We start from the raw sequence: 25,171 nt of genomic DNA on the forward strand, positions 1-25,171 counted from the left end.
ACAAATGTGTTATTTTATAGCGAGAGCAGTACGGGTGGAGAGGCTTTAACCTCTGATTTTCAAGAAAATAAGTGCAATGAAAATTTGGCCAAGTGGCAGATTTTTAGTAACTTTATAGGTGATAATCAAAGAGTTACGCCAAAAAAAATGAAGCCACTTGACCAAGTCTGTTCGACTGACGCCTATGCGCCTGATCATACCGCAAAAGTACACAATAAATTTGACACAAGGCGCAGTATCATGGAAGAACTTCGAGCGTTTGCCTCATCCGTGCCGGATTTCCGTAGATTGGACAAAGGCAATTTCCGTCACAGCCTCAACGATATCATCATGCTGATGATACTCGGACGTATGGCCGGATGCATCGGACGAGCCGAGATATTGGAGTTCGGCAGATACAACCTCAACAAATTACACAAAATGGGCCTGTTAAGGAACGGCGTACCATCTGAGGCCACGCTTTGCCGTGTGGAGAACGGCATCAACGATATGGATATGGCCGACAGGATGCAGCAGTTCGCAGACATATTCCTTGAAAGACTTACTTGCGCCAGCCGCATCATTGAAATAATCTGCATTGACGGCAAAGCCGAGCGCGGCACCGTTCAGGAAAACGGGCGAAGCCCGGATATCGTCTCTGCCTATTCGTTCAGCACCGGCATAACAATCGCCACCGAAGCCTGTCAGGAAAAGAGCAACGAGATAAAGGCCATACCGATACTTCTTGATAAAATAGATGTCGCAGGAAAGATTGTCACAGCCGACGCAATGTCTATGCAGAAGGATATTGTCGAGAAAATCAGAAAGAAAGGCGGAGACTTTCTGATAGAACTCAAAGCCAACCAGCCGTCATTGCGATACGGCATTGAGGACAGGCTAGTGGAACACACACCGGTATATTCTTACACCGAAGGTCCCGAACTGGCCCACGGCAGGATAGAGACGAGAACCTACCGCGTATATGACGGACTGGACATTATCGCAGACAAGAAGAAATGGGGCGGAAACATGACCATCATAGAGTATGAATCGTCCACAGTCAAAAAGTCAACAGGAGTACACACCTCAGAAAAACGCCTGTACGTCAGCAGTATGCCTACGCATACTCCGAAGCCAGGAATCTTCGTGCGCAACCATTGGTCAATAGAAAGTATGCACTGGGGGCTGGACTACAATCTTCAGCAGGACAATATAAAACGCAAGTCGACGAGAGCCGCCAGAAACCTCGATACCATACAAAGAATAGTTTACTCGGTGTTCTCAATATGGAAAGGACTTCGCAAGAAACAATCAGATAAGAATAAAGGCATAGCCGAACTGATCAGACATATCTCGATGAGCTTTACCAGACTGATTCGATTTTTAAGTCAAAAGTGAAAAAAATAAGATTTTGATACCAGAATAACTCTTTGATATACAGACATGGAAAAATTACCCGATTCTCAATGAACCGGGTAAGGGAAGATATGCTATTTATTTTAGGTTAAATGAAAGAGCCGTGAATAAAACCCCTTTTTCATAAAAATATACACAATGCCGTACGTGCCGTTAAAAAATCTTTTTCAGGCAATAGAAGGAGACAGCGGCAGTCAGCACTCCCGGCACGAGAGCCCAAAGATGGCCGGCGGTCATCGCCACTATCACGCAGATGGCTATCGCCACAACCTCCAGACACACCGCAAAAACAAGCCGGCGCGGCACCCGCAGGCGGTAGCGACGGCAGTAGACCACGGCGATGATCGCCACATAGAGCAGATACCACAGAGTGTAGCTCACACCCAGGCCGCTGACACCCCACAGCCTGAACGCTACGATGTTCAGGCCGAGCGCGGCCACAGCGCTTATCGACTCGGTGAGGAGGAATGTCGGGCCGTCGCCCTTGGCGAGGATGACATATGACATGCAATAGGAAACCGCCCGCAGCATGACTCCGACCATAGCGATTGTCACAAACGGCACTGCCACATCAAACTCAGCCGAGTAGAGCAGGCGCACCGCCAGTTGGGCCAGCGGCACGAACATGGCCACGAATGCTGTCAGCAGCAGGGTCAGCAGCCTCATTTCATGGGCCACGAAAGTGCGGATTCTGAGCGGCGAGGAGGCCACAGAGGCCAGGCGCGGATAATATTCCATTGCTATTGCGCTCATTATCAGAGCCGGATAGCGGTTCACCATCGTGAAACCTGCCTGATAGAAGCCCACGGAGTTCTCTCCGCCGGTCTGGTTGAGCCACGCAATGAACACATAGTTCAACACTTGGGCTATGACATCGGTGGCAGTCATATAGATGCCGAGCATGATGAAGTGACGGCCTGCCTGCCAGGTTTCGCGCAACCCTGTGCGCAGAGCTTTGCCCGGAAACTTTACGCGCCGGCCCATAAGAGCCAGATTGGTCACAAGCACATAGGCTATGATCGAAGGAACAACGCTTTCAAGACCCAAGAAATAGAACATAGGAACTGAAACGGCCAAACCGCCCACCATTCCCCAGAGCGAAGCCCGCGCCAGTGCGCGCAAGCGGCCTGTGCCCTGCAGCACAGCCTCTTCAGAGGCCGAGACAGCCATGAGGAAGACAGCGATCGCAAGCGCCATATAATATAGGGTGCGATCATATGACCCGAAAGTCGACTTGCTCAGAAACGGGGCGGCGACAAGCATCGCCACGCAGCCTAAAAGGCCGAGCATCAGTCCCCAGCGCCTTACCACGGCCACGATCCCTGCCAGCGAGGCGCTTCCGGAATGAGAGGCGATGTCACGGACGGAACTTGATCTGAATCCAAGCTGCGAGAATGACTTTACCATGTCAACGGCACTGTTGAAAATGCCGAACAGCGCCACTCCCCCCGGACCGAGCCAAAGCGCCACAAGCTTTACCCTGACCACGCTGCACAGAATGCCTACGCCCTGAACCCCTCCGAATAGGCCCATTGCCTTCAGCACCTTGGCACTCAGCCCGTGGGCGCCACGCAGTTTTCCGATGCCCATCAGTCAGCAGCCCTCCTCCCGAAGGGTCTGACACGAAGCGCCATGTAGGCGGCACCGTAAATAAAATTGATGAGAGCCGGAAAAAATTTCATGATTCCGCGCTTCTTCCCGCGCCATGCCGCCAGTACGAAGCGCGGCAGGAAGGTCAGCGGATAGATCAGCGCGGTCACGGCTCCCATGCCTCGGTAGACCCCGCGGTCGGCAACCCGGCGGTTTCCGGTGGTCAGCCCGCGGTGCACACAAAGATCCACAGGAAACAATACTATCTTATGTCCGGCCCGACGCGCTGAAAGAAGAAACAGTTCTTCCTCACCGCATTTCAGCACCGGAGCCCCCAGCCCGAACTCTTCATGAAACCTCAGCGAGCCGGAGCGGCCCTCCCTGCGGATGGCAATCTCCATTGATGTTGTATAGTAATCTTTCGGCAGATGCCCGGCTATGCGTACCGGGCTTTGCGGATAGACCTTCTCATAGCCACCGCAGCCATTGCTGTAGCGGAAGAGACCGATGTCAAGATCCGGATCGGCTTCAAAAGCCGTTCTGACGGCCTCAAGTCCCTGCGGAATATAGTCAAGGTCATCATCGGCAATAAGCAGCACATCGGCTGACGCATGGTCAAGCGCATGGTTGCGGTTGCGGCTCAGCCCTTTGGAAGCGGTACGGATCACCCTGACATCTGATCGCGCCTCAAGCTGCTCAGGCAATAAGGAGTCCTCTCCTACCGTCTGCCAGCTGACAAGATAGCTTACGCCGGCCATCTGCGGCAGCGTCATGGCGGCTACACGCTTTATGCCGTCGCTTCCGAGAGTCGAGATCATGACTTCAAGAGACAGAGGCCGCTTATTCATGGCACGCCCCTCCCCTTCTGCCGTCACAGCAGCCTGCGGCGGCCAGACGGTTCTGCCAGAACTCCAGATTGCGCCGGGCCACCGTCAGATAGTGATTGTGTCTGATGACGAACTCCCGTCCGGCCAGACCGCGCGGACGTATGGCTTCGGGATGCAGTACTGTCTGCTCCAAGGCCCGGACGACGGATTCATAGTCAGGCTCCACATGTATCACCGGCTGCAGTTCCTTCTCTCCGATAAAGTCATAGAACTCCGGCGCTCCGCCTGACACGGTGTTAAGCCCGTAGGCCATAGCCTGCAGGGCGTTTGTGGCGGGCGTGTAGGAGTAGAGCTGGTCAAGGACCACATGAGCCGAGCGCATCAGTCCGAGATATTCCTCATACGGCCTGTTTTCCACTATTATAAGCTCGGCGCGTGAAGGATAGCGGCCGACCACGGCGCGGGCGGCGGCTTCCATCACATCGGTTCCCTTTTCAAGATAGCGCCCGCGGTAACGTCCGAGAAAAAAGCGCACTTTCTCTATCCTGTCAGGCAGGCTGACCAGCTGCAGGTCATCGACATTGATCGGAATGCCGCCATAAGCGATTTTTTCAGGAGGAAGAACACGCCGGAGCGCCACGTCATATTCATAGAGGGCCGAGACGGCACCGTCAGCCGTAGCCCAGATGTGATTTCCGAAATTTTTCAGCGGTTCGGAGAGCCATTCGGACACGAGTGATGGCTGCGCCTTGCACAGCGGCGACTGAGCGCCGAAGAGGCGGAACTCGCTGTAGCGTATTGGACTGGCGGGATCAATACACTCCTCCACATAGTTTGAATCGGTTCCGAGAGCCGTGCAGAACATCGAGCGGTTATTGGCGCGGAGATAGTCATAGATAGCCTGCGCTCTGTGCGGGCGCAGCTCGATGAAACTCTGGGTGGCGATGGAGACCACGTCGAAACCTGTCATTTTCTGCTTCAGCCCCAGGTGCCACCGCAGCCATAGCTCCAGACCTCCGGCCTTGCTTTTCCAGCGCCGCCCGGTGTCGATGTCGCGTCCGGTGTCGAGCCAGTGGCCTCCGTGAGAGGCAACAACGGCCTCATGACCGAGTTTCCGAAGACCCTCGGCCAAGGTGTGGTGAAATGATGATGCGTCACCTACCAGCAGTATTTTCAGGCGGTTGTTGTTTCCCATGACAGATCGGGGTGATTAGGCGCCGGAGCGACGGCGGTTCAGAGCTGCTTGCGGAAGGCACGGCGGCGGCGGTGCTGCCGCCGTTCGAAGTATTCCCACTGCGACTGCACCTGCGAGTTGCTTTCAAGCTCAAGATTGGTCTCAGCATACTTGACTCCGTTCTTGATATAGAGATTCAGCAGGTCATAGAAGAACAGCGCGTTGACTCCCTTAGACTGATATTCGGGAGCCACTGCGATGAGCAGCAGGTCAATAACGTCGTTGTGGCCGCGGATTGCGCGAAGGAGACGGAGCCAGCCAAGAGGAAAGAGACGTCCGCGCGACTTGCGCAGGGCTGCCGAGAGCGACGGGAGCGTGATGCCGACCCCCACAAGCTTGCCTTTGCTGTCAACCACCACACTTACATAGTCAAGGCGCAGAATGCTCAGATACATGTCAACATAGTAATCAATCTGACGCTCCGTGAGCGAACAGTAGCCGTAGAGGTTGGCATATGTCTCATTGATGAGCCGGAAAAGCTCCTGACCGTAGTCGCGCTTTATTTTTTTGCCCGAAGTATATTTGAGAATCCGGAGATCATATTTCTTCATCACAATCTCCGAGATGCGGGTCATCTTTTCCGGCACCTTGTCGGGGATGGTTATGCGGTATTCCACCCAGTCGGTGTCCTTGCGGTAGCCAAGGCGCTCCACATGGGCGGGATAGTAGGGATAGTTGTAGATGGTAGCCATAGTGCCCATCTCATCGAATCCTTCCACAAGCATGCCCTCGCGGTCCATGTCGGTGAAGCCCATCGGGCCTATCATTTCGGTCATGCCATTGTCGCGGGCCCACTGCTCGGCGGCACTGAAGAGAGCGTCGGTCACCTCGCAGTCGTCCACGAAGTCCACGAATCCGAAACGGGCCTCCTTGCGGCCTGTGGTTGAGTTGAGACGGTCATTGATTATAGCCGTGATGCGTCCTGCGGGCTTGCCGTCGCGATAAACCATGAAGGACTGTGCCCGGCAATAGTCAAAGGCCGGGTTCTTGGAGGGGATCAATGTATTGATTTCGTCGAAAATGAGGCTCGGCACAAAACAGTCGTTTCCGTCATAGAGATCTATTCCGAAGTTGACATATTCGCGCAAGGCCTTCTTTACGGGTTCTATTGCCTTTACGGTTACTGACATATCTTTTTTTACTTTGGAGCCACGCATTCCGTTGACTGGGAGCTGTGGAGAGGTTCCGGGCGGTAGGGGGAGTTAAGCCACAGAAGCAGGGCTATCATGGCCACAAGGAAAGCGATTATTGCAAGATAGATATTGTTGGTCTTACGGTCGGCCAGGGCAAGGCGCAGGGCATTGACATCCTGATAGCGTCTGGCCGGATCAGGGTTCATGCACTTCTCGGCCACACGGCGCAGACGCTGGTTGGTGCTGCCGGCGGCATCGAGGGCTGCCATGAGCACCTCGCCGTAGTTCTTTATGTCTTCGCTGACATCCTTTGGAGTGATGTGGGTGTTCTGGTCAAAGCCCACGTCGATAAGCTTCAGATTGCCGATGTTCTCGGTGAAGATTATTCGCGAGGTTGACAGCGGATGGTGTTCGAGATGCTTTGCCTGGATATAGTCAAGGGCATCAAGCAGCTGGTGCTGGATTTTGAAGAGATGGTCTTCGGTCACTTTGCCCTCGCGGATGAGCTTGGCAAGTGAGTCACCGTAGACGTCATCGGTTATGATACACATCCCCAGTCCGGGCACTTCCTCGAAGTCATTGATCATGATGATGTGGGGATGCGCCAGGTTGTAGCGCACCTCAAACTCCTTCTCGATCATGCGGTCGAACTTCTCCTGCCCCTTCAGTTCAGGACGCAGTGTTTTGAGCATTAGCCATTTGCCATGCTTCTTAGCGGTATAGACGTGGTAGAATTCCTCATCCCATTCGGGAAGATGTTCGATCTCGGTCCATTTAGACGAGGAGGCGGAAAGAGTGGTGTTGTCCATGACTGAAACGCGTATTTGTTCAAGATGCAAATTTACAATTTTTTTTGCAATCGGGCTATTTCTGTGGCAAAATGCGCATAAGGAGTGGCAAACTGAAAGACAGCGGGCCGGACGGTCCGGAGCGCTCAGTCATCTGCCAGTGCCGGGTTCATGTAGTAGAGCCGCGAGGTGGCGCGCGAGGTGGCGGTGTAGAGCCAGCGGTAAAATTCGAGTCCCTGCTGGTCAGGAGCGATTCCGCCCATGTCGATGAACACGTTGCGCCACTGCGCTCCCTGGGCTTTGTGGCAGGTGACGGCATAGGCATATTTGACCTGGAGGGCGTTGAAGTATTCATCGGTGCGAAGTCGGCGCAGACGTGTCTCATAGGCTACGTCAGGGGCATTGACTTCAGGATCGGCCATGCGCGCCTGCGCAAGCTGCTCCATGCGCTCGCGCGAGAGCGATGCGCTTTCATCAGTCAGAGTCTCAAGGAAGATGCGGCAGTTCACCTCTACATCGCGGTCGGGCAGGTGGAGGGTGACACTGGCGAAGCGGAAGCCGTATTTCTCCTCCGTGCCGTGCACACGGCTGACCACCGCCACATCGCCGTTGGCTATGAAATCGAGGCCCTTGACTTTCGAGGCCCAGGTATAGTTGTTTTTAGCCACCAGCAGGCGCTCGCCTCTTACCAGTTCCTCCTCGCAGTCGAGGATGCGCGAGCGGATGCCGAGGTTGAAGCCGGTGGCCCGGCGGTTGGAGCGGGTGATTACAGCGGTCTCCCCCGGACCGTCGGAGCGGTAGCAGTCGGCAATAGTGTCGATCACATCATCGCCTTCCACCACCCTGACATCGTCATAGCCTTCGGTGAACAGGCGCGGAGCGGGAAGTGGATCGAGAAGCATGGCCCTGCGCAGCCAGGTGGCATTGCGCAGTATGCCTGAACGGCGCGACTGGCGGACGGTGTCGGTCAGCACAGCGCGACTCACGTGGAGACCGAGCGCCTTGAACGTCGAAGGCTGCATGGCGGGGCTTTCCGCGGAGCCAACCGGCGGCAGCTGGGCCACGTCGCCGAGCAGTATCAGCCGGCAGTTGTCGCCGGTGAACACGTATTCCACAAGGTCTTCGAGCAGGCTCTGCCTGACGAAGCCTGAGGCATCGGCCGCCGAGGGGCTGTCAGAGATCATGGAGGCTTCATCGACAATGAAAACGGCATCGGAGAGACTGTTGCGCTGCATCACTGTCATGCCTCCTGAGAGTTCGCCGGGCGCACCGCGGTAGATCTTGCGGTGTATGGTATAGGCCGGATGCCCGGAGTGGGCGCTGAACACCTTGGCGGCTCTTCCGGTCGGGGCAAGCAGCACCACCGGTCTGCGTACCTCTTCGAGGGCCTTGACGAGCGCGCCGGTAAGCGATGTCTTGCCCGTGCCGGCATATCCGTTGACAATGAAGACCGAATCAGAGGGGGTGGAGGCCGAGCAGAAACGCGCCAGTGCCTCAATGAGCAGGTTCTGCTGCCCATTGGCGTCATAGGGCAGTCTGGCCCTCACAAGATCCGCGAATTCACCTACAGTCATCTGAGTTTTGGATTTTGTTTTCCGGCACCGTCAGGATGGAAGTGCGGCAAGCGTCCACTATCGGTTTTGCATCAACCTCCTTGATACCGGGCGCAAAGATACGTATATTCACTGAAAAAACGAAAGCGTGGCAGCCTGCTTCCGTAGAGCAGAGCCGCCACACTGCGTGGTTTTCACATTATGAACTTACTTAAAGCCTCCTTTCCGGAGACCAAGAGTAAAGGCTATGGGATTATATTGACTTAGAAGTTATATCCGAGCGATACGTTAAAGCAGTCCCAGTGAGATTTGCTGTCTTTGACAACTTCTGTCAGACCCCACTGATACTGAACGCCGAGGTAGAATTTGCGGAATGTATAGCCGGCACCGAGACCGAGGCCCATCTGGAAACGGTCACAGTCTACTTCTTTCTTGAAGGCATCACCTGCAACACCGAAGTCGAAATAGGGGCCGAAATTCACCTGAAGCTGTGAAGCTTCGGCGAAATTCATGCGATAAGATGCGTAGACGGGAAGTTCGATGAAGTCAGCCGAGATGTCTTTGGCGCCTTTGCCTGCATAGAAGAGACCTGAGTTGATAGAGAAGCTCTGCACAAGGTTGAAATCGGCAGACACACCCGCGAGGAAGCTTGTGCGCGATTTGAAATCACCGTAATCGGCACGTGCATTGGCCACGTCAAGACCTGCGCGGATACCGAGAGTCACTTTCTTGTCAGCTGCGTCAGAGTTCCAGAAAGTCTGTGCGGAAGCGCCTAGAGCGCATACTGCTGCAAAGGCAGCAATGAAAAACTTTTTCATGTGTGTAAATGAATTAATGATTGGTTTACTTAAGAGGGTGTTTCATAACAACAGTTAAAATCTGAGCGAAAGATTTGAGATGGATATGGCTCTGAATTGAAGGAGCATAGCGAGCTATGTGACTGAGATGAAGAGCCATATCCGCTCAAAACTTTCGGAGGCGATTGTATTGTCTTTTTGTAAATAGAGTATTCCATTTGTGAAAAATTTTAAGTTACCTGAGCCTTGGTGTCTCTTTTGCTAAATTGTTGAAGCTCGTCAGTCGCATAGCTCGCTATGCTTCTTCCTCCCTTGCAACAATTTATCTAAAAGATACACCACTCAGATTTTGACTCTTGTTATGAAACACCCTCTAAAACTTATTTTATGAAATTGCTTATAGCCGCTGTGTATTGAAAGGTTGCACAAAGTCAGCGTGGAGGTCAGGTCGAGGTCACTTCGCTTCCGAGAAATACCACGTGATCTTCTCGCGGTAGTTATCCCCGTCTTCTTCTTCAGAATATTCCTCCCAGATGGTCATATTCTTGCCGCTGAAGCTTGTGGTGATCAAGCCGGAGTCATCGTCGTCAAAGTCACCGATATCCCAGGAATAGCGGATGATGCCCTTGCTTTCGTTCTCCCAGCGCCATGAAGAGATGTCGAGTGAATTGTTAGAATAATCGTTGAGACCATAGAGGACCATGTAGGTGCCTGATTTGGTGAAGATGACCTGACGGGGAATCTCGTCTTCCTCCCAGCCGTCATCGCCCCACTCTTCCAATAAATCGTTTATCTTGTTGGCAGGTACGGTCCTGTCATACTTCTTTGACCCGTTGATCCAGACCTTGAGGTTGATCTTGTCGAAGTTCCAGGTGCGGCAGAGGGCATTTGTGCGGTCACTGTCTTTGTCAGCCACGGCCTTTGTTGCCGCAAGGGTCTGCGAACCTGACGAAGTGGTCACTGTCAGAGAATAAGCGTTGTCGCCGCCGGTATTGACGGTGATGGTGCCGAAGCCCTGGAGATTGTACTGGTTGTCACCGGTCTTGGTGTAGGTGCCGTAATAGATTCCGTTGAAATAGGCGCGCGACACTCGATCTGCCTCCTTCTTGCGGAACATGCCCGATGCCACTGTCTTGCTTGCCGCGGTCTGCTTTTCAGCTACAGCTGCCGCAGGGGCGTAGGAGTAATCCGAGGCTGAATTTGCGATGATCACATAGTTGCCGCTTGACGTGAATTCGATGGAACGGTAAGGACTGCCGGCCGACATTTCATACTTCGCACTTGAGCTTTCATACTCCGGAGTCGGGAGAGCGGGGATTCCATTGCCGTCATCATCACTGCCGCATGATGTCAACATAAATCCAAAACAAGCCACTACAGGCAACGCAATTGACAATAATCTTTTTTTCATAGCTAAAAAACTTAGTGTGTGAATTTTTATTATGATTGATTTGTGTTTGTTTGCAAAGGTAGACACTATTTAATAAATTACCCCCCCCAATAGTTAATTTTAGTTAATAACAACGTTTTTTACATAAAAAAGCCTCCCTGAGGCATCACTTCACGGATGCTTCAGGGAGGCGTCAGTTTTTATCTCAGAGTGAAAGATTATTTCACTTCGGGAGCGGGTTCAACACCCCACTGCTGCTGAGCGAGGCGACGGTAGTTGTTGTAGCGCCACTGAGCGTTTTCCTTGGCAGCTGCGAAGAGTTCGGCAGCTTCTGCAGGATACTGCTTCATTACGGAAGCGTAGCGCACCTCACCCTTGAGGAAGTCTTCGAACTTATCCCACTGCGGCTCCTTGGAGTCGAGAGAGAAGGGGTTCTTGCCTTCTTCTTCGAGTGCGGGGTTGTAGCGCCAGAGGTGCCAGTAACCGCATTCAACAGCCTTGGCCTGTTCTTCCTGGGCGTGGCCCATACCGGCGCGGATGCCGTGGTTGATACAGGGTGAGTAGGCGATTACCAGTGAGGGACCGTCATAAGCTTCAGCCTCGCGGAGGGCCTTGAGGGTCTGAGCGTTGTCGGCGCCCATAGCCACCTGTGCCACATATACGTAACCATAGGTAGAGGCGATGAGGCCGAGGTCTTTTTTACGGATGCGCTTGCCGGCAGCGGCGAACTTGGCGATAGCACCGATGGGGGTTGCTTTTGAAGACTGACCGCCGGTGTTTGAGTAAACCTCGGTGTCGAGCACGAGGACGTTGACGTTCTTGTTGCTTGCGAGCACGTGGTCGAGACCGCCGAAGCCGATGTCATAAGCGGCGCCGTCACCGGCGATGATCCACTGTGAGCGCTTGGCGATGTGTTCCTTGTTGGCGAGGATGCCTTTGCATACGTCGCAGCCACAGGCTTCGCAGAGAGGAACGATCTTTTCGGCAACTTCCGAAGTAACGGTGAAGTCGGTGCGGTTTTCGAGCCATTTGCCTGCGAGTTCCTTGATTTCGGCGCTGCAAGAGGGGCATTCGAGAGCCTGCTGCATGAGACCTGCGATGCGGGCCTGGAGTTTCTCGTGGGCGAGAGACATACCGAGACCGAATTCAGCGAAGTCTTCGAAGAGTGAGTTGGCCCATGCCACACCCTGACCCTTGGCGTTGGTGGTGTAGGGAGTCGAGGGAACAGAGCCTGAGTAGATTGAAGAACAGCCGGTGGCGTTGGCTACGATTTCGTGGTCGCCGTAGAGCTGAGAGATGAGTTTCACGTAGGGAGTCTCACCGCAGCCTGAGCAAGCGCCGGAGAATTCGAAGAGCGGAGTTGCGAACTGAGAGTTCTTGACGTTGCTCTTGATGTCAACGAGATCCTGCTTGGAAGCTACTTCCTTAACGCAGAAGTCCCATTCGTTCTGAACTTCGAGCTGGGTTTCGAGAGGCTTCATTTCGAGAGCCTTCACGCCCTTCTTGCCGGGGCAGACGAGCACACAGTTGCCGCAGCCGAGACAGTCGAGAACGTCGACGCTCTGGATGAAGCGCATACCGGTGAACTGCTTGCCGATTGCGGGGATGGTGTTGTCGTCGCCGAAGGGAGCTGCTGCCATTTCCTTTTCGTCAAGGACGAATGGACGGATAGCGGCGTGGGGGCAGACGAAAGCACACTTGTTACACTGGATACAGTTTTCTTCGAGCCATTCGGGGACGAAGGCTGCTACGCCACGCTTTTCGTAAGCGGCAGTGCCCTGTTCCCAGGTGCCGTCTTCGCGGCCTACGAAGTCGCTGACCTTGAGGAGGTCGCCGTCCTGGGCGTTGATGGGGCGAACGATCTTGTTGATGAATTCGGGATCGTTGTTTGCAGCGGCTGCTTCTTCAGCGAGGCTGCTCCAGGCCTTGTCGACGGGGAGCTGCTTGTATTCGCCACCGCGGTCAACGGCTGCGTAGTTCTTGTCGACAACGTCCTGACCTTTCTTGCCGTAGCTCTTGACGATGAATTTCTTCATCTGTTCTACAGCGAGATCAACGGGGATCACTTCGGTGATGCGGAAGAATGCGCTCTGGAGTATGGTGTTGGTACGGTTGCCGAGGCCGATTTCCTGAGCGATCTTGGTTGCGTTGATGTAGTAGACAGTGATGTCGTTGTCAGCGAAGTATTTCTTGATCTTGTTGGGGAGGTTCTTGGCAAGTTCCTCGCCTTCCCAGATGGTGTTGAGGAGGAATGTGCCGCCCTTGCGGAGACCGCGGGTAACGTCATACATGTGGAGGTAAGCCTGCACGTGACATGCCACGAAGTTAGGAGTGGTCACCAGGTAGGTAGAACGGATGGGATCGTCGCCGAAACGGAGGTGTGAGCAGGTGAAACCGCCTGACTTCTTTGAGTCATATGCAAAGTATGCCTGGCAGTATTTGTTGGTGTTGTCACCGATGATCTTCACGGAGTTCTTGTTGGCACCTACAGTACCGTCAGCACCGAGGCCGTAGAATTTGGCTTCGAAAGTACCTTCGCCGCCGAGAGCGATCTCTTCCTTCTGGGGAAGTGAAGTGAAGGTAACGTCATCCACGATACCCACTGTGAAGTGGTTCTTGGGAGTGGGGAGGGCGAGGTTTTCAAACACAGCGAGGATCTGTGCGGGAGTGGTGTCCTTTGAAGCGAGACCGTAGCGGCCACCGACGATAACGGGGGCATCGGCCTGGCCGTAGAAGCAGTCCTTGACGTCGAGATAGAGGGGCTCGCCGTTTGCTCCGGGTTCCTTGGTGCGGTCAAGCACGGCGATACGCTTTGCAGTCTTGGGGACAGCTGCGAGGAAGTGCTTTGCAGAGAAGGGACGATAGAGGTGAACGGAAACGAGACCTACCTTTTCGCCGTTTGCACGGAGGTGATCGATGGCTTCCTGAGCGGCCTGGGTAACAGAACCCATAGCGATGATTACGCGTTCGGCTTCGGGATCGCCGTAGTAGTTGAAGAGACCGTATTCACGACCGGTGATACGGGTGATTTCCTTCATGTATTCCTCAACGATTTCAGGAACGCGGTCGTAGTATTCGTTGCAAGCCTCACGGTGCTGGAAGAAAACGTCGCCGTTTTCAGCCATGCCGCGTGCGATGGGCTTTTCGGGGTTGAGGGCGCGTGAACGGAATTCAGCGAGAGCCTGCTGGTCAACCAGAGGAGCGAGATCGTTCTGATCCATCTCTTCGATCTTCTGGATTTCGTGAGAAGTACGGAAACCGTCGAAGAAGTTGATGAAGGGCACGCGGCTCTTGATGGTTGCGAGGTGGGCCACACCTGCGAGATCCATGACCTCCTGAACAGAACCTTCGGCGAGCATTGCGAAGCCTGTCTGACGGCAGGACATCACGTCCTGATGGTCACCGAAAATCGAGAGTGCGTGAGAAGCGAGTGTACGGGCCGAAACATGGAACACGCAGGGAAGAAGTTCACCGGCGATCTTGTACATGTTGGGGATCATCAGGAGAAGGCCCTGAGAGGCAGTGTAGGTTGTGGTGAGGGCACCGGCCTGAAGAGAACCGTGAACGGCTCCGGCGGCACCGCCTTCAGACTGCATTTCCTGTACCAGCACGGTTTCGCCAAAGATGTTTTTGCGACCGGCGGCAGCCCATTCGTCCACGTATTCAGCCATCGTTGACGAGGGAGTGATGGGGTAGATGGCGGCAACTTCCGAGAACATGTAGCTCACGTGAGCGGCAGCCTGGTTACCATCACAGGTCAAGAATTTTTTTTCTTTACTCATAGTGGTATGTAATCTATTTAAATAGAGATAATTATAATAAGTTTTGGTATCAGACATTGTCATCCTGAAGCGGAGGAGAGGTGTCATACCGTTTTGCTTATGGATGATTCGTCCGGCAAAAATACAAAAATTTTTCCTCCCTCACAAATAGGAAGGAGGAAAAATATCAGTGAGTTTCAGACAGATGTGTCAAAAAATGTATCAGCCGCGGGGGTGTGCGAGCATGTACTGTGCGATCTGTACGGCGTTGAGCGCTGCGCCTTTCTTGATCTGGTCGCCGACCAGCCAAAAGGTGAGTCCGTTGGGGTTGGCAATGTCTTTGCGCAGACGGCCGGCATAGACGGGATCATGGCCTGCGGCATCAAGAGGCATCGGATATTTCTTGGCTGCTGGTTCGTCGATAACCACCAGACCTTCAGCCTGTTCAAAGGCTTTGCGGGCCTGCTCGACGCTGATGGGCTGCTCGGTCTCTACCCAGACAGCTTCGCTGTGGGCGCGCATCACCGGGACACGGATGCAGGTGGCGCTGACTTCAAGCTCAGGAGCGTGCATGATCTTCTTGGTTTCGTTATACATCTTCATCTCTTCCTTGGTATAGTCGTTGTCAAGGAACACGTCGATGTGGGGAATGAGGTTGTAGGCAAGCTGATAGGCGAATTTCTCGACTGTGGGCTCTTTGCCTTCGGCGAGTTCGGCATACTGCTTTTCGAGCTCTGCCATAGCCACGGCGCCGGCACCGCTTGCTGCCTGATAGGTGGCGACATGGACGCGCTTGATTGGCGAGATGTCATTGAGTGGCTTGAGGGCCACTACCATGATGGCTGTGGTGCAGTTGGGGTTGGCGATGATGCCGCGAGGTGTGTTGAAGGCATCTTCGCCGTTGACTTCGGGTACTACCAGGGGCACGTCGGCGTCCATGCGGAATGCGCTTGAGTTGTCAATCATGATCGCACCGTGCTTGGTGATGGTCTCGGCGAATTCGCGCGAGACACCGGCTCCGGCCGATACGAATGCGAAATCAACACCCTGGAAGTCATCGTTGTGCTGGAGGAGTTTCACAGTGTGTTTCTCGCCACGGAATTCATAGGTGTTACCCGCACTGCGTTCCGATCCGAAGAGCAGAAGCTCGTCAATCGGGAAGTTCTGTTCGTCAAGGACCCTGAGAAACTCCTGACCTACGGCGCCACTGACGCCAACAATTGCTACTTTCATGCTTTAGAAGATTGTATGAAAAAATAATATGTGACTTGTTGATTTATTTTTCAGTTTATTCCGGATTGCTCTGCCGGTCAGTCTTCATACATGCTGTCGATGACTGATGCGTAGAGGCGGTTGACGGCCGCGCGGCGTATTTTCAGAGTGTTGGTCAGCTCGCCTTTCTCCATCGAGAACTCCTTGGGCAAAAGATTGAAGCGCTTGACTTTCTCATATGAGGCAAGGCGCTGCTGAAGGATTTCAAGGCGGTTGGTGTAGAGGCTTCTGACTTTCGGATCGGCCACAAGCTGTTCCATAGAGTCATAAGCTATTTTCTCTTTTGCCGCAAAGTCTTTAAGCACCTCGAAATCAGGAACAATGAGAGCGGAGACGAATTTGCGGCGGTCGCCTATGACTGCCACCTGGTCAATGTAACGGTCTTCACACAGAAGTGTCTCTATGGCCTGGGGCGCGATATATTTGCCGTTAGAGGTCTTGAAGAGGTCTTTAAGACGGTCGGTGAGGAAGAGGGCGCCGTGATCGTCGATATAGCCGGCATCGCCGGTGCGGAACCAGCCGTCGGCGGTGAATGCCTCGGCTGTTTCCTTGGGTTTGTTGTAGTAACCGCGCATGACCATCGGGCTTTTGACAAGGACCTCGTCGTTTTCACCGATGCGCACATTCACCAGAGGTATGGGGGTGCCGACAGAACCTATCTCCCACCCTGTCTGCGGGAAGCAGCACACGGTGGCTGTGGTTTCAGAAAGTCCGTAGCCTACCACTATATTGATGCCGCAGGCGTGAAAGAATTCAACTACTTTTGTCGAGACTGGAGCTCCGGCCGTAGGGAAGATGTTGCCGTGGTCAATGCCGATGGCTTCACGCAGGAGGCGGAACACACGGGCCTCAAAGAAGCGATAGCGTGTTTCGAGCCACCAGGGAGCCTTACGCCCGATACGGGCGTATTTCAGATTGCGCCGACGGCCCACTCTGAGAGCCTGACGGACCACCATGCGCATGAGCGGATTCATTGATGCGATCTTCTCGTGGACGGCGGTGTAGACTTTCTCCCAGAAGCGGGGCACCGAACACATGCAGGTGGGCCGCACCTGCTGGATAGTGGCCTGGATCTCCTGCGGATTACGGTTGACCGATACCTTGATTCCTTTGGTAAGACAGAAGTAGGTCCAGCCTTTTTCGAAAATGTGGCTTAAGGGGAGGAAGGCCATTGAGGTGTCATTTTCGTCAACCATAGTGATGCGCTGCCAATGGGCCTCCATTGCGGCATCGTAGTTGCCGTGGGTGAGGATGGCTCCTTTGGGCTCGCCGGTGGTGCCGGAGGTGTAGACCAGAGTGGCTATGTCATCAGGGACGGCCGCGGCTGCGCGGCTGTCGACTGTGGCCGCTATCTCTTCCGTGGCTGTCTCTCCGAGCTTCATGAAGTCAGTCCAAAGCATCGAGGTGCTGTCATTCTGATCAAGTTCGATGGTTTTGAGCGCCACAATGCGTTTGAGTGACTGACAGAGGGCCTGCGCCTCGCGGGCTATGCGGTATTGGGTCGTGTTGCCGACAAAGAGCAGCTCACAGCGAGCGTCGTTGATTATATAGACGAGCTGTTCGAGCGAACTGGTAGCATAGATCGAGACAGAGACGGCACGGTTGCGGAAACATGCAAAGTCGGTCACCAGATTCTCCGGACGGTTGGCGGAAAAGGTGGCCACATTATCGGACTCGCGGACTCCGAGAGCGGCAAGCGCAAGGGAGGCAGTGCGCACATCGGCGGCATAGCGTCGCCATGAGATGTCACGCCAGCGGTTTTCGTGGTCAGGGGCTGCAAGAGCGGCTTTATCGCCGAAGCGTTCTGCCTGACGTTCAGGCAGATCAGTCAGTATATTTGCTTTCAATACGTCAGATGCGGCAATCTTGGATTTCAAATTCATCAGCGCGGATTTTGGAGGCTGCATACACATATATTTATATGCAGCTATTTATGAGGGGGCAAAGTTAGCCACATTTTTTGCGCCACAGGCCTTTGGGATGCAAAAAAGTTTCTTTTTGTTAACATTTCCTCAGAAATTGCACATGCTGGTTAACATATCTTAATTCATCTTTGGCTAATCTTCACAAAATAAGGCATATAATGGAGCCGAGCCACATCTGCAATGTGCATCGCATCCATTATATGCCTGTTTATCAGCGCTCGATGGGATTGTCGATCTCGCAGGCATCGATTCCTGTCGAGGGGGTATATTTTTCGGGATAATGGCTTGAGTTCTTGCTCATCACACCTGACTGCTGCACATAACTGTTGTCAGAAAGCGAGAATACACGCAGTATTTTCCGGAATTCTTCAGGAGTGGCCTGAGCGAATTTTTCGGGCATCTTTATATAGAGCTTGCTGTCGGGGATGCTGTTGACAAGGCCGTTGAACATCCAGCAGACTTCGCGGTCGGCATCGGCGACTTCAAGCACCACGCCGGGCAGTCCGGTGAATGTCTGTGGTGCTCCCCTGTGTGGCAGATCGGTGGTGAACCATGCGGTCCAACGGCGTCCGCCGCGGTCAAGAGTTGCCTTGCGGCAGTTGTATTCACCGATTTTCTTTTCTTCATCTGTTATCTTCCAGTTGTTCTCGCACCTGGCATCGTCAAGAAGAAATTCTTCGGTGATTATGCGGTAGGTGCGGACCATGCGGCCTGACGAGGGATAGTAGAAATAGAAATTGGGTGTCAGATGATAGGCGAGGCTTCTGTCGCCGCCCTGTCCTTTCGGATTGGCCATGCGCCAGCGGGTCTCCCCTATTCCCTGATAGCTCATGTCAAGAGTCACATCAGGGCTTATGAGCACTACGCGGTCTTCTTCGAAACGGATGTTTTTCTTTTTGTTGCAGAGATAGCGCAGGCGGTAGCGCACGCCGTAGTCGGCTGTATCGGCTCCGGCATAGTAGGCGGCAGCCTCTTCTTTCATTTTGTTGACCATCTCATTGGCCTGCTGCGCTCCGGCATCTGGCTGCTTTTTCTGTTCCTGGGCGTTCACGCCGAGTCCCAGCATGAGGGCGACGGCTATTGCAAGTAGTTCTTTCTTCATTATCGTGCCGGGGATTAATCTGTGAAACATTCTCTGATCAGAAAGACGGGCACAGTCTGCTTGTATGCCATCTGAAAATTGCGATACTGCTGCGGCTGGGCATAGAGGGAGAATGTGGAGCTGACGAGCGCCACGAGGTTTCCGCAGTCATCGAAAATCGGGCCTCCGCTGGCTCCGACACCATAGTCGGAGGTGATTTCAAGGATATACTTGTCACGGCCGGTGCGCTTGTTGGTGCTGCGGGTGCAGTTAGACACCATTCCGTCGGTGAAATGATAGTAGGCTCCGGAGGGGTGCGACAGGCAGTAGACAGTAGTGCCCTGCGGGACATCTGTGCCGATGGAGGCCGGTGTGAGTTTGCGGCCGTTGGTGTCGACTCTGATGATGGCCATATCGTTTATCGGATCGACATGGAGCACCTGACGGAAGGGATAGATGTTGCCTTCATGGTCCATCAGGAAGCGCATCAGGTCGTTTTTGACTTCATGACCGAGGGCTCCGCTCAGCACCAGGTCGGCTACCACATGATAGTTTGTGGCACAGATTCCGTCAGAAGTGAGAGCTACAGCCGAGGCATTGCTGTAGGCCGAGTCAAGAGCATAGGCGTTGTTATGCTCGAAGCGGCAGACCACAAGCGAGCTTGGGCGGCAGAGCTCAAAGACCTCACGGGCCGAAAGCTTGCGCTTACGGGTCGGTGTCAGCACTCGCGATGAGGCCACGCGGCCATCGCTCAGTCCGGCTATGACATTGTGGCGCAAGGAGTCTGATCCCTGGCCGGGATGGGTCTTCATGTATTCACGCGCCAGAGCGGTAGCTGCCTCGACTTTGGCAGGATAGTCCTGGAAAAGTGCGTCATGGTCAGCATAAGCCTGTGGTGCCACACCCAGAAGAGCGAGCACCACAGCTATAAGTGACAAAGGCAGAGTAAACAGTTTCTTGTTCATCTGTTCTGTTTGATATGTTCGGGATTCTATTTTGAATTCATTTTGCGACATAATCGTGGTAGATCATGCTCCGGAAGAAGATCAGTCGCCAGACTCCATGCTGTTGAGCGAGCGGCCTACAACCTGGATGGCTACAGCTCCGAGTTCGCCGACGTGGGCACGGAGGAATTTTGAGAGCTGGAGTTTCATTGTGGCGTCCTTTTCATCGAAGAGACGGGGCACGTTGATAGCCAGAATATCTTTGGAACGAGCGCTCAGACGGCTGAAGTTGGATTCGCAGAAGGCAAGATAGTCGGCATCGTTCATCGAGGCGCGGTTTTCCACAAACTCATAGATGACGTGGTTGTCATTGTCTTTGTCAAATCCGAGATCGGCTATCTCTTTTTTGAGCTGGGCGAACTCTTCGGCCTTGTAGCCGCCTTCACGATACATGTAGCCAGAGAAATATGAACTGAGTTTGCGTCCGTAGAGGCTTGCAAGCACGGTGTTGATCTTGCTGGCTGTCTCACCTGTGAATTTGTTTTTGTGAGAGATCATGAAGCGGGCACGGTCATTGTCAAGATCAATGGTATAGACAGTGAAGATGAATTCATTCTCGGCTTTGAGACGGTCAGCTTCCGAGAGCGATGCGAAGTAGTCGTCAATCACCTTGAAACCTTCGTCTTCCTTGCGCTGTTCCATGAGCTGCATGGCGTAGCTGTTGACAACCTTCGGGGTGCGTTCGCCGGCTTCAAAGCGGGCGCGGATGCGTTCGGGCGACTGTTCGGGGTCAAGGTTGGCTGTGACTTTCTCAATGAATTTGGGACCGTCCATATAGCCTGAGAACTTGGCCACTTCCTTGCCGTCACCGTCCATCACTACGTAAGTGGGATAAGCTTTCACGCCATACTGCTTGGCAAGCGCGGCTCCTTCTTTTTCGGCATCAAGCTTGAGGGGGATGAATTTGGCGTTCATGAAATCGCCTACCTCCTTCTGTGGGAAGACTTTGTTTGACATCATCTTGCAAGGACCGCACCAAGTGGTGAAGAAGTCAACGAACACGAGTTTATTTTCTTTCTTTGCCGCTGCAAGAGCTTCTTCAAAAGAGACATGACGGAACTCTGTCTGAGCGGGAGCCACCAGGGCTGAAGCGCCTATAAGCAGAGAGGCAATGATAAATTTCTTCATAATTGTTGTTAGTGTAGGTGTTAAGGTTAATCTTGTTTTCTGAATATAAGACGGCCGAGTCTGCGGATCGTTACATCAACCGTCAAAAAAAATCTGTATTTCTGGCAGAGCCATTCCGGAGCCGGGGTCCGGAAAGGATATGAAAAGCCGCGTGAGGGCCTGACATCAGGGTCTTGTCCGCACGCGGCTCTATGATTGACTTCAATCGGATACAGAGCCCTTTAGTTAGGCCATTTCCATTCGATATCCTTGACTTTCAGTGTAGTTTCCCACTGCTGACCATCAAGGAAGCTGAAGCCGGCATTGGCGATATCAGGCACTTCCATCTTGTAGATCATGCCCTTGCCGGTGGCGTCATTATAGGTGGCCAAGAAGTACTCCTTGATCGAGCACTTTGACGAATAATCGGATTCAAGATAGGTGATGTCTCCGTCAAACTCATGGCTGATGCATGTGCCGCGGGTGTAGTCATACTGATAGAGGCGGTTGCCAACCGAGTAGAGCAAGACCAGACGGTTTGAGGAGAACATGTAGTGCGATGCCTTGTCTATGTCGACAGCCACAGCCTTATCCACGGCATAGAGCGGTGACTTTGTCGGATAGTAGCGGCGTGTCAGGTAGCTGTAATGGCCTGAGAAATACATAACGTAGTAGTTGTCTGCATCGTTGTCTTTGGCGAGAATATAGACAGGATTATCACCGTTGTAAAGATTCAGGCCGTTTTCACCATAAACCATAGTCCTGTTGTCTTGTCCGATTTCAAGATTCCATGTACCGCCGGGATAGTAATCGGTAATCTTCTCCATATATGTGGAATAAGCGCCCAGCATTCGTGCAAAGCACTGATTGTCGGTGTCATACACCAGCGCATTAAGCAGATTTGAATTGTTAAACGGGATGGTAGGCTGGATAAACGCCTTCGGATAGGGCTTGAAATAGTTATTTGACACGGCGCTGTAACGGTTGATGGCACCTCCATAGCCTCCAGAACTTACGTTACAGAACACTACGGCATCATCAAGTATCAGACCTCTGTAAGTTCTGGCACGGTTCTGCGTGGTTCCGTTGATAGCGTTTTTGGTGCCCTGACGAGGAAAGACATCGCGCACCTGCATCGGAGTCTGATGCGGAATTTCAAGCTCGACCAAGCCGGATTCATTGAATTCATCAATATATGATAGGGTCTCGCCAAATGTAAGTCTGTGGGCATAGTGGTCGGAAAGCAGCCAAAGGAACTGGTCATCTTCATTGGCCGAACCATAACCGCTGAAAACCATCTCTCTGGCACCGACAAGTCCTATCGGGTCCGTGATTACGCTTTCGGCATATGCTGTGTCGCGCTCCTGAGGCATGCAGAGCATGTCAAGACGCACTTGGCCAGTCTCCATATCGTCACCGAGCACAAGGAAACCGCGAAGGAAAGGTGAACCGACATTCAAGGTGGTTCTCTGCTGCTTTTCAAGCCCTGTCGTACGGTCTTTGACGGTGAAATAGAGCGAATAGACTCCGGGCGCTATATCAGCATGCCAGTCAAGATCCTTCTCGTTACTGATCACCACATGTGAAGCATGGGTGTTTATGCAGAAATGCCACTGATATTCGTAGTTGCTCAGATCCGTTCCGGCAAGCGAGCCGGAAAGCACCGGACTGATTTTCACATTGTCCATATAGGCAAGGGGTGCATATGATTCCTCTATGCCCTCGATCTCGATGACGTTGAGATGCTTATAGTTGTAATTGCCCTCGTCTTCTACACAGGCCGTCATCAGTCCGAGCGCCAGAAGGGGAAATATATATTTCTTCATTAATCCGATTTTTCTTTGATTCTACAATGTTTAGATCTCAGTCATATTGTCAGGCATTGTGCCGCTTGCCCATGAACAGCCTAAAACCCACATCATGGATCCGTCTTCGTCAATGACCCAGTGCTCGCGTCCCTTTTTGTATTGCTCAAGCAGATATTTCGAAACATAGTTGGCTATTCGCACAGAGCGGGTAGTCTTCATGACACTATTGGGATCTTTATCAAAATCTGAGACAGTCCATCCGAAGATTTCTTCAGAAATTTCCAGAATAAGCTTGTATTTTGTCTCTGAATATATACCGAACTTGTCATCGTTCCAGCCCTGGGGTTTGCGGAGATTACAATTTATAAAAATGTTGTGGATGGCGGGGTCAGCGTTTGTGCTCATAGGCTGAGTTTCCGTATTTTCATCGCGCAGAGGCATGTTCCCAATACCATTCGAACCAAAAGGCAGAGAGAAGTGCTCGCCGGGTATCAGCCGGAGCTGCAGCTGGATTGTTCCTTCCTCAGATCTGGGTGTGCGGTGTGTCATAAGTGATATATGGGTGCTGTTCTGACCTGCAAGAATAACGGCCTCATTAGAAGCAAGTTCATAATCTTCACCTGCCACAGCCGTTGTGCTGTCAGCCACAACTTCGATTCCGAACGGGCGGTCATAGTCGCGGATATGTCCGGCCACCTCTATCTTGATTCTCAACAGGGAATCTCTCTCGTCCATCACTCCGAAAGGTATGTAAGAGTAATTCTTGTGAGCCTGTCTCAGGGAGTCGTAATACGATACTCCATACTGCTGGTCAAAGAAAATGGCATCGACACCGTCATAAAACGCTATTTCATGCTCCTTACAGCTATAGGCGAGCGGAAGGGACACCAGGGCGCATATAAGATATATGATTTTTTTCATGATTTGTTCTGACTGTTTTTTACTTATTGGTTTCAGTTGCACGTTCGTCAAGCTCTTCCTGTGGGATAGGAACAACATAGTTTGTCTTGATCATTGAAGTAGTACCGTCTGCGCTGGTACCGGAGATTATCTGTTCTTCGCCACGGCGCTTGTAGAAGAAGAAGAGCTGTCCTTCTCCAATCACCTCGCGGGCCATCTCGTAGGTCAGAAGCTTGGCTAAATCTGTACTATTTTCATCTGCTTCCTCACACAGACGGTGGTGACGGATGGTGTTAATCAGACGGAATGCCTCTGAGCGGTCATTAGTACACTCGGCTGCAATCAGATAGACCTCGCTCAGACGCATGAGCGGCATCATGTAGCGATAGGTTTCACTTCCGTCAAGTACAGCGTCTTTTGTAAAGGATTCATATTTTGTCAGAGCCAGGGTGCTTTTGGCTTCTTCTCCATTTGACTCGGCTTCTTCAATTTCCGACTGGAGCGGCTCGACGAGTTTCCACATTTTCACACGGAGGTCATTGTCATCGTCATAGAACGTGCCGACCTTTGATTCATCTCCGGTAAGAGAGTTGCCGAAGAATGTCAGACGGCTTGAAAGAGCGCGAAGAGCAGAGCTGAAATATAAGCTTTGAATTTCAGAACGCTTGGTGTTGTAAAGCGAGAAGATAACTTCGGTCGAGAATAGGCAGTCCGGCTTTCCGGCTGCTTCTACCTGCTCTTTTGTAGCCCAGGGGAAAATCACAAGCTTGTCTGTTGTGACCTTGTCAAGAATTTCTTCAGTGGCGATACGGTAGGCTGTGGCCTTGTCACCCATCCAGAGATATGCGCGGGCCTGCAGAAGTTTGACAGCATAGTAGTTCATGCGCAACTGACGGAAAGAATAGTCATAGGCATAGACACCGTTGTCTTCTGTAACTTCGTTGCGCACACCGTCAGTGATGACCGGGTCATACTGACTCAGGAGTGTCTCGGCCTCGGCAAGATCTGCCAGAATCTTTTCCATGACTTCATTGGCAGGAAGCAAGGGCTGGATTTCACGCGATGATGAATTCTGATAAGGGATAGTCCGCATGGTCGGGTTTTCGGTGTAGATCGGACCGAACAGACGCAGAAGATCAAAGTGGAAGAAGGCACGAAGGGCCAGTGATTCTCCTCGGATTATGCCCAGCTGCGACTCAGTCAGCGGATTAGAGCCAGCGGTGTGCTCGATAACCACGTTGAGATTGGCGAGCAGCGTGTACATGTTGGCCCATATTGTGGCAAATGTTTTTTCAAGTTCCACATCGCTGTAGGCATATGTGGCATAGAGCTTCAGCGAGTGGTTTTTGTTTTCGGTCACATTGTAATATTGGGCCATCACGTCAATCGGGCCAGTCATGAGATTGCGTGAATAGACATCGTTCATGCTGAGATAGACACCGTTGAGAGCCGTCATATAACCACGGTAATCGGAAAACAGGGTGTTCTCCATGACCTTGTCTTCCATCTTCACTTCAAGCCAGTCGGCACATGAGGTGACGCTGACGGCAAGAAGCGAGGCGGCGAGTATTGATTTTACTTTATTTATAGTTTTCATAATAATGTC

Annotated in this window: 18 protein-coding genes; 1 reads left to right on the top strand and 17 read right to left on the bottom strand. The window is 52.7% G+C overall.

The window, feature by feature from the left end:
- Positions 1 to 147 precede the first annotated feature (147 nt).
- Positions 148 to 1,377 carry an ISAs1 family transposase gene (locus tag E7745_RS02850; RefSeq protein ID WP_240740280.1) on the top strand — a complete coding sequence of 410 codons (1,230 nt, stop codon included), beginning with the start codon at positions 148 to 150 and terminating at the stop codon, positions 1,375 to 1,377.
- 171 nt (positions 1,378 to 1,548) lie between these two features.
- Here E7745_RS02850 and E7745_RS02855 read toward each other — a convergent pair whose 3' ends face one another.
- The 17 genes from E7745_RS02855 to E7745_RS02935 form a co-directional block, all read right to left on the bottom strand.
- Positions 1,549 to 2,985, bottom strand: coding sequence for an oligosaccharide flippase family protein (locus E7745_RS02855; RefSeq protein WP_107032081.1), 1,437 nt, complete (start codon positions 2,983 to 2,985; stop codon positions 1,549 to 1,551).
- The gene (locus E7745_RS02860) at positions 2,985 to 3,833 is read right to left on the bottom strand and encodes a glycosyltransferase (RefSeq protein WP_124075648.1); all 849 of its coding nucleotides are present in this window, start codon (positions 3,831 to 3,833) and stop codon (positions 2,985 to 2,987) included. The genes E7745_RS02855 and E7745_RS02860 overlap by 1 nt, the downstream gene beginning before the upstream one ends.
- On the bottom strand, positions 3,826 to 5,007 hold the full coding sequence (locus E7745_RS02865) for a hypothetical protein (RefSeq protein ID WP_124075647.1): 1,182 nt from the start codon (positions 5,005 to 5,007) through the stop codon (positions 3,826 to 3,828). The genes E7745_RS02860 and E7745_RS02865 overlap by 8 nt, the downstream gene beginning before the upstream one ends.
- A gap of 38 nt (positions 5,008 to 5,045) precedes the next feature.
- Positions 5,046 to 6,176, bottom strand: coding sequence for an N-acetyltransferase (locus E7745_RS02870; RefSeq protein ID WP_124075646.1), 1,131 nt, complete (start codon positions 6,174 to 6,176; stop codon positions 5,046 to 5,048).
- A gap of 8 nt (positions 6,177 to 6,184) precedes the next feature.
- Positions 6,185 to 6,988, bottom strand: coding sequence for a protein kinase (locus tag E7745_RS02875; RefSeq protein ID WP_107032077.1), 804 nt, complete (start codon positions 6,986 to 6,988; stop codon positions 6,185 to 6,187).
- Positions 6,989 to 7,113: 125 nt separating this feature from the next.
- Positions 7,114 to 8,541 (bottom strand): ATP-dependent RecD-like DNA helicase, encoded by a 1,428-nt coding sequence (locus E7745_RS02880; RefSeq protein WP_107032100.1) that lies wholly within the window; start codon positions 8,539 to 8,541, stop codon positions 7,114 to 7,116.
- Positions 8,542 to 8,783: 242 nt separating this feature from the next.
- Entirely contained in the window at positions 8,784 to 9,338 is a 555-nt protein-coding gene (locus E7745_RS02885) for an outer membrane beta-barrel protein (RefSeq protein WP_107032076.1), read from the bottom strand.
- Between the two features lie 433 nt (positions 9,339 to 9,771).
- Positions 9,772 to 10,728 (bottom strand): hypothetical protein, encoded by a 957-nt coding sequence (locus E7745_RS02890; protein ID WP_133166513.1) that lies wholly within the window; start codon positions 10,726 to 10,728, stop codon positions 9,772 to 9,774.
- Between the two features lie 197 nt (positions 10,729 to 10,925).
- On the bottom strand, positions 10,926 to 14,489 hold the full coding sequence (gene nifJ / locus E7745_RS02895) for a pyruvate:ferredoxin (flavodoxin) oxidoreductase (protein WP_136408265.1): 3,564 nt from the start codon (positions 14,487 to 14,489) through the stop codon (positions 10,926 to 10,928).
- Positions 14,490 to 14,690: 201 nt separating this feature from the next.
- Positions 14,691 to 15,701 carry an aspartate-semialdehyde dehydrogenase gene (locus E7745_RS02900; protein WP_136408266.1) on the bottom strand — a complete coding sequence of 337 codons (1,011 nt, stop codon included), beginning with the start codon at positions 15,699 to 15,701 and terminating at the stop codon, positions 14,691 to 14,693.
- Positions 15,702 to 15,778: 77 nt separating this feature from the next.
- Positions 15,779 to 17,623 (bottom strand): long-chain fatty acid--CoA ligase, encoded by a 1,845-nt coding sequence (locus E7745_RS02905; protein WP_240740358.1) that lies wholly within the window; start codon positions 17,621 to 17,623, stop codon positions 15,779 to 15,781.
- A gap of 253 nt (positions 17,624 to 17,876) precedes the next feature.
- Complete coding sequence (locus E7745_RS02910; protein ID WP_136408267.1) at positions 17,877 to 18,797, bottom strand: GLPGLI family protein; 921 nt, start codon at positions 18,795 to 18,797, stop codon at positions 17,877 to 17,879.
- A complete protein-coding gene (locus E7745_RS02915; protein ID WP_168181960.1) occupies positions 18,782 to 19,711 on the bottom strand; it encodes a serine protease in 930 nt (309 codons plus the stop codon). The genes E7745_RS02910 and E7745_RS02915 overlap by 16 nt, the downstream gene beginning before the upstream one ends.
- A gap of 81 nt (positions 19,712 to 19,792) precedes the next feature.
- Positions 19,793 to 20,878 (bottom strand): thioredoxin fold domain-containing protein, encoded by a 1,086-nt coding sequence (locus E7745_RS02920; RefSeq protein ID WP_123398446.1) that lies wholly within the window; start codon positions 20,876 to 20,878, stop codon positions 19,793 to 19,795.
- Positions 20,879 to 21,099: 221 nt separating this feature from the next.
- Positions 21,100 to 22,683 (bottom strand): PKD-like family lipoprotein, encoded by a 1,584-nt coding sequence (locus tag E7745_RS02925; protein ID WP_136408269.1) that lies wholly within the window; start codon positions 22,681 to 22,683, stop codon positions 21,100 to 21,102.
- A gap of 30 nt (positions 22,684 to 22,713) precedes the next feature.
- Complete coding sequence (locus E7745_RS02930; RefSeq protein WP_160630470.1) at positions 22,714 to 23,586, bottom strand: DUF4843 domain-containing protein; 873 nt, start codon at positions 23,584 to 23,586, stop codon at positions 22,714 to 22,716.
- A gap of 19 nt (positions 23,587 to 23,605) precedes the next feature.
- Positions 23,606 to 25,162 carry a RagB/SusD family nutrient uptake outer membrane protein gene (locus E7745_RS02935; RefSeq protein WP_107032068.1) on the bottom strand — a complete coding sequence of 519 codons (1,557 nt, stop codon included), beginning with the start codon at positions 25,160 to 25,162 and terminating at the stop codon, positions 23,606 to 23,608.
- Between the last annotated feature and the right edge of the window lie 9 nt (positions 25,163 to 25,171).

This window comes from Duncaniella sp. C9 (genome assembly GCF_004803935.1).
GTDB lineage: Bacteria > Bacteroidota > Bacteroidia > Bacteroidales > Muribaculaceae > Duncaniella > Duncaniella muris.

What these genes read in the sequence shown, in the direction of transcription:
- E7745_RS02890 (WP_133166513.1), bottom strand. Translation starts at nt 10,728, where the DNA reads ATGAAAAAAAGATTATTGTCAATTGCGTTGCCTGTAGTGGCTTGTTTT.
- E7745_RS02935 (WP_107032068.1), bottom strand. Translation starts at nt 25,162, where the DNA reads ATGAAAACTATAAATAAAGTAAAATCAATACTCGCCGCCTCGCTTCTT.
- E7745_RS02930 (WP_160630470.1), bottom strand. Translation starts at nt 23,586, where the DNA reads ATGAAAAAAATCATATATCTTATATGCGCCCTGGTGTCCCTTCCGCTC.
- E7745_RS02920 (WP_123398446.1), bottom strand. Translation starts at nt 20,878, where the DNA reads ATGAAGAAATTTATCATTGCCTCTCTGCTTATAGGCGCTTCAGCCCTG.
- E7745_RS02850 (WP_240740280.1), top strand. Translation starts at nt 148, where the DNA reads ATGAAGCCACTTGACCAAGTCTGTTCGACTGACGCCTATGCGCCTGAT.
- E7745_RS02915 (WP_168181960.1), bottom strand. Translation starts at nt 19,711, where the DNA reads ATGAACAAGAAACTGTTTACTCTGCCTTTGTCACTTATAGCTGTGGTG.
- E7745_RS02865 (WP_124075647.1), bottom strand. Translation starts at nt 5,007, where the DNA reads ATGGGAAACAACAACCGCCTGAAAATACTGCTGGTAGGTGACGCATCA.
- E7745_RS02875 (WP_107032077.1), bottom strand. Translation starts at nt 6,988, where the DNA reads ATGGACAACACCACTCTTTCCGCCTCCTCGTCTAAATGGACCGAGATC.
- E7745_RS02870 (WP_124075646.1), bottom strand. Translation starts at nt 6,176, where the DNA reads ATGTCAGTAACCGTAAAGGCAATAGAACCCGTAAAGAAGGCCTTGCGC.
- E7745_RS02855 (WP_107032081.1), bottom strand. Translation starts at nt 2,985, where the DNA reads ATGGGCATCGGAAAACTGCGTGGCGCCCACGGGCTGAGTGCCAAGGTG.
- E7745_RS02910 (WP_136408267.1), bottom strand. Translation starts at nt 18,797, where the DNA reads ATGTTTCACAGATTAATCCCCGGCACGATAATGAAGAAAGAACTACTT.
- E7745_RS02905 (WP_240740358.1), bottom strand. Translation starts at nt 17,623, where the DNA reads ATGAATTTGAAATCCAAGATTGCCGCATCTGACGTATTGAAAGCAAAT.
- E7745_RS02880 (WP_107032100.1), bottom strand. Translation starts at nt 8,541, where the DNA reads ATGACTGTAGGTGAATTCGCGGATCTTGTGAGGGCCAGACTGCCCTAT.
- E7745_RS02900 (WP_136408266.1), bottom strand. Translation starts at nt 15,701, where the DNA reads ATGAAAGTAGCAATTGTTGGCGTCAGTGGCGCCGTAGGTCAGGAGTTT.
- E7745_RS02860 (WP_124075648.1), bottom strand. Translation starts at nt 3,833, where the DNA reads ATGAATAAGCGGCCTCTGTCTCTTGAAGTCATGATCTCGACTCTCGGA.
- nifJ (WP_136408265.1), bottom strand. Translation starts at nt 14,489, where the DNA reads ATGAGTAAAGAAAAAAAATTCTTGACCTGTGATGGTAACCAGGCTGCC.
- E7745_RS02925 (WP_136408269.1), bottom strand. Translation starts at nt 22,683, where the DNA reads ATGAAGAAATATATATTTCCCCTTCTGGCGCTCGGACTGATGACGGCC.
- E7745_RS02885 (WP_107032076.1), bottom strand. Translation starts at nt 9,338, where the DNA reads ATGAAAAAGTTTTTCATTGCTGCCTTTGCAGCAGTATGCGCTCTAGGC.